Raw genomic sequence first — 3,787 nt, forward strand, 5'->3', positions numbered from 1 at the left:
AGACACTAACCCGCAAGATGCCCTTGAAGCGCACCCACCGGCCCCCACCCCCGCCGAGGCCGTAGCACGGCTTGCGGGTTCGTAGGCGACGGTCAGCCGGTCACCATGCGCGGAAGCGGAATTCCGACACGCTTCTTGAACACTCCGGACCACGGGCAAAGCGGCAAGGCCAAGCCGACACCCCTGGATGTTGAGAAACGATCGATTGTTGAACAGGCCCCCGATGTGATTCGGTCCCCGGGCGCCATAAAACCTCCCGTATGCGCCTGGATTCACCGCTTCCCCTTTGGTACTCCTAGTAGCGAATCTTAGACAGAGAGTAAGCTATGGCACTCAGTTACAGGAGGTGCTCCATGACCCCGTCACGCACTGACATCAGCACTTGCCGCACCACTTCCCACGCGGCCCGCCGGGTCCGCGGGCTGGCGGCCACCGCCGCCTGCAGCGGCGCCTTGGCCCTCGCACTCGGCGGCGCGGCTGCCGCGCCCCCCACGCCGCGTCAGTCCCGCCCGCCTCGGCAGAGCCTTGTCTCACCATCCCCGGCATCCTCACCGACATCAACGCTCCGCTGGACACCCCCTGCATCCCGATCGGCGGGCCGCGGTAGGGTCGCGTCCTCATACGGGCGGGGCGGCCTGGTGACCAGTGCCGCACTATTGCGCGCCCCCGCCCACTCCTAAACGGGCGGCCAATCAGGCGGGCTATCAGGTGCCCCGGCCCGGAGAGGGAGAATCGTCACCGTGAGCTCGTGGCGGCCGCCGCGACGATCCACCGCGACGTCTTCTCGGTGTTCCGGTCGATCTTCGGATCGGGGTTCGGGCTATGACCAGAACACCCGCCACCACCCACCAGCGCAGGTCAACGCGTGAGCAGACCCTGCCGTTCGCGGGCCCGACTGCCTGCAGCAGCAGTCCTGCGGAGCAATCAGGGTGAGTGAGGTCGCCGAGCGTCCCGTGAGCGCTTCCTGGGAGACCCATCCCCGCGAAGTCGGGGCCGAGCTGTCGGGTGCCCCCCCAGGCGGGCCCCTCAACACACGATCTGGTCTGACCTACTCGCGGGCCAGTCGCTACTGACCGTTCCGATCCTCCTCACGGGCCCTTCCCTTGGCCGTCGCTCGCCGGTACCCATAGACCGGCAATCACACTTAGTAGTACTATCGTGACTCTTGGTGGCGATGGATGTTCTAAGGAGTTCTCGTGCGTCATTCCCATCCGCTCCGACGCCTGCCGACCGCCTTGGGCGCAGGCGCCCTGGCATGCGCGGCCCTGGCACCCTTGACCGCCACGCCCGTCCACGCCGCCACGCCCGCCCACGCCGCCCCGCGCTGCGTCGCCTGGTTCATGCCGCAGGCGCTCAAATACACCTACGATCCGATCCCCTTGGTCGGCATCACCCGCTTCATCTCCCAGGGCGCCACCTTCCCCAACGACGGCGAGTGCCTCACCACCGGCCGGTTCCTGGAACGCAACGAGGGGTGGTTCAACGGCAGCAAGAGCGAGGGCTACTGGGTGCGGTCGCTGCCAGGCGAGGGAAGCTACCAGTACTTCTACGAGATCCAACCCGCCGACGGAGAGCCGCCGTACCCCAAGTACTGGGTCAACGACAACGACATCCTCTGGCGCAAGTAGCCCTGCCGACCGGCAGGCACACCACCAGGGGTGCCACCGGAATACGGCAGAAAGGGACCAGGCTCGCCGGTCTACGCAGGTCAGACAGCAGGGTCGGCAACCGCGGTTTCGGCGGCGGTTCGTCGCACGGCGGAGGGGACCGGAACGCGGGGCGTCCCTCGCTCAGTGCACTGACCTGGGGAGACGCCCTTCCCGAGGCTGGACAGAATTCACGTTCTGTCCGGTCAGCGCCCCGGCGCGGCCCCTTTCCGGCGTATTCCGGCTGGACCCTGTGCTTGCCGAAAAGTACGCCCGGGCAGGTGAGGGGCGTAGAGCCTGGTAGGCCGTGGCGCTGTGCTGGGATAGTCGTGGGACGGGCCACGCCACCGCCGCTGCTCCGGGATGATGGGCGGTTGTGCTCTTGCGACTGTCCTACTTGACCGTGACCAACACGTTCGCGGTACTACGTCTACTCCCGATGACCGATCGGGAGAAAGATGCCGAGATTTTGGTGTTGCGGCACCAGATCACTGTGCTCGAGCGCCAACTGGACGGGGCGAGGGTACGGTTCACCGGTCCGGAACGTGCCATGCTCGCGGCGCTGCTGCACCGATTGCCTTCCGGGGCGCTGCGGCGGATGCGACTCCTGGTCCGGCCCGATACGGCGCTGCGCTGGCACCGCGACTTGATCGCGGGCCGGCACGCCGCCCGATCCAAGCCCAAGCGGCAGGGCCGACCGCCGACCGTCCGCTCCATCCGCCTGCTGGTACTTCGCCTGGTGCGGGAGAACCCGAGTTGGGGCTACCGGCGGGTGCACGGCGAGTTGCTGGTGCTCGGTGTCAAGGTGGCTGCCTCCACGGTCGGGGAGATCCTCAAGGATGCTGGTATCGATCCAGCACCTGAGCGTTCCTCGACCACCTGGGCCGGGGTTCCTGCGTTCCCAGGCCGAGGCATTGCTGTCGTGCGACTTCATGGAAACCGTCACCTTGACGGGTGCGCGCATGTACGTGCTGGCGGTGATCGAGCACCACACCCGCCGCGTCCGGGTCTTGGGCGCCACCGCTCATCCGACCGCAGCGTGGGTGACGCAGGCGGCCCGGAACCTGGTCATGGACCTCGAGGACGCCGGCTGCCGGGCACGATTCCTGATCCGCGACCGCGACGGCAAGTTCCCCGACCTGTTCGACGCCGTCCTGGCCGATGCGGGAATCCAGGTGGTGCTGACCGGGGTGCGGATGCCGAGGATGAACGCGGTGATGGAGCGGTGGGTGCAGACCTGCCGCCGCGAACTGCTCGACCGGACGTTGATCTGGAACCAGCGGCACCTGCTCCACGCCCTCCGCGAGTTCGAGACCTTCTACAACGAGCATCGGCCTCATCAGGGCATCGCCAACGCCCGCCCGTTGAAGCCACTGCCTACACCGATCAACGAACCAGACCAGATCGCCCACCTGAACATCCGAAGAAGGCAACGTCTGGGTGGAATTCTCACCGAGTACGAACATGCCGCTTGACCTGCACAGACGGGGTTTTCGGCAGGGACAGACCCCGACCCGCGTGTGGGTAGTTTCGATCATGGCGGGGAGCGGTCTGCTCCCGATCTGCTCCCGATTCCGCGCCCAACCGGCCCCGAAACGCAAGATCCCCAGGCCGGACATAGCGCCTGACCTGGGGAGACAATGGTGGGCGATACTGGGATTGAACCAGTGACCTCTACCGTGTCAAGGTAGCGCTCTCCCACTGAGCTAATCGCCCTCTGCGTGCTGCGAGGTGGAGACGGGATTTGAACCCGTGTACACGGCTTTGCAGGCCGTTGCCTCGCCTCTCGGCCACTCCACCAGAGCGAGGCCTGTTCGGGGGCCTCTCAGAGCGGACGACGGGATTCGAACCCGCGACCCTCACCTTGGCAAGGTGATGCTCTGCCAACTGAGCCACGTCCGCGTGCCGGCCGGAGGTGTCGGCCTCCGGGCTTGCACGGACAACTCTAGCGGAATCCCGGCGTGCTTGCGTACAGAGCAGGTACGGCCTCGCTGACTTCGTCGTGCAGGGAGTTCCAGAAGGCGAGCTCGCTGTCCTCTTCGAGGTGGGCGATGCGGCCCCAGAACTCGCGGTCCTCGGCCTCGTGGGCGGCGGCGAGGGAGAGGGCGGGCATCACGGCCGTGCCGGCGTCCGCGGAGTCC

At 66.9% G+C, this 3,787-nt stretch carries 2 protein-coding genes, 3 tRNA genes and 1 pseudogene; 2 read left to right on the forward strand and 4 right to left on the reverse strand.

The features are described from left to right. Nucleotides 1–1,274 precede the first annotated feature (1,274 nt). A complete protein-coding gene (locus tag E1281_RS38370) occupies nt 1,275–1,628 on the forward strand; it encodes a hypothetical protein (RefSeq protein WP_131884609.1) in 354 nt (117 codons plus the stop codon). 857 nt (nt 1,629–2,485) lie between these two features. After that, complete coding sequence (locus E1281_RS41580) at nt 2,486–3,121, forward strand: integrase core domain-containing protein (protein ID WP_207943760.1); 636 nt, start codon at nt 2,486–2,488, stop codon at nt 3,119–3,121. Nucleotides 3,122–3,287: 166 nt separating this feature from the next. Here E1281_RS41580 and E1281_RS38380 read toward each other — a convergent pair. The 4 genes and pseudogenes from E1281_RS38380 to E1281_RS38395 form a co-directional block, all read right to left on the reverse strand. After that, nucleotides 3,288–3,362: transfer RNA gene (locus tag E1281_RS38380), tRNA-Val, on the reverse strand. Nucleotides 3,363–3,375: 13 nt separating this feature from the next. After that, nucleotides 3,376–3,446: transfer RNA gene (locus E1281_RS38385), tRNA-Cys, on the reverse strand. 29 nt (nt 3,447–3,475) lie between these two features. Continuing rightward, a tRNA-Gly gene (locus tag E1281_RS38390) sits at nt 3,476–3,548 on the reverse strand. 43 nt (nt 3,549–3,591) lie between these two features. Beyond that, nucleotides 3,592–3,787: pseudogene (locus E1281_RS38395) on the reverse strand (CHAP domain-containing protein); the annotation flags it as partial.

The sequence above is a fragment of the Actinomadura sp. KC345 genome (assembly GCF_004348515.1).
Taxonomy (GTDB): domain Bacteria; phylum Actinomycetota; class Actinomycetes; order Streptosporangiales; family Streptosporangiaceae; genus Spirillospora.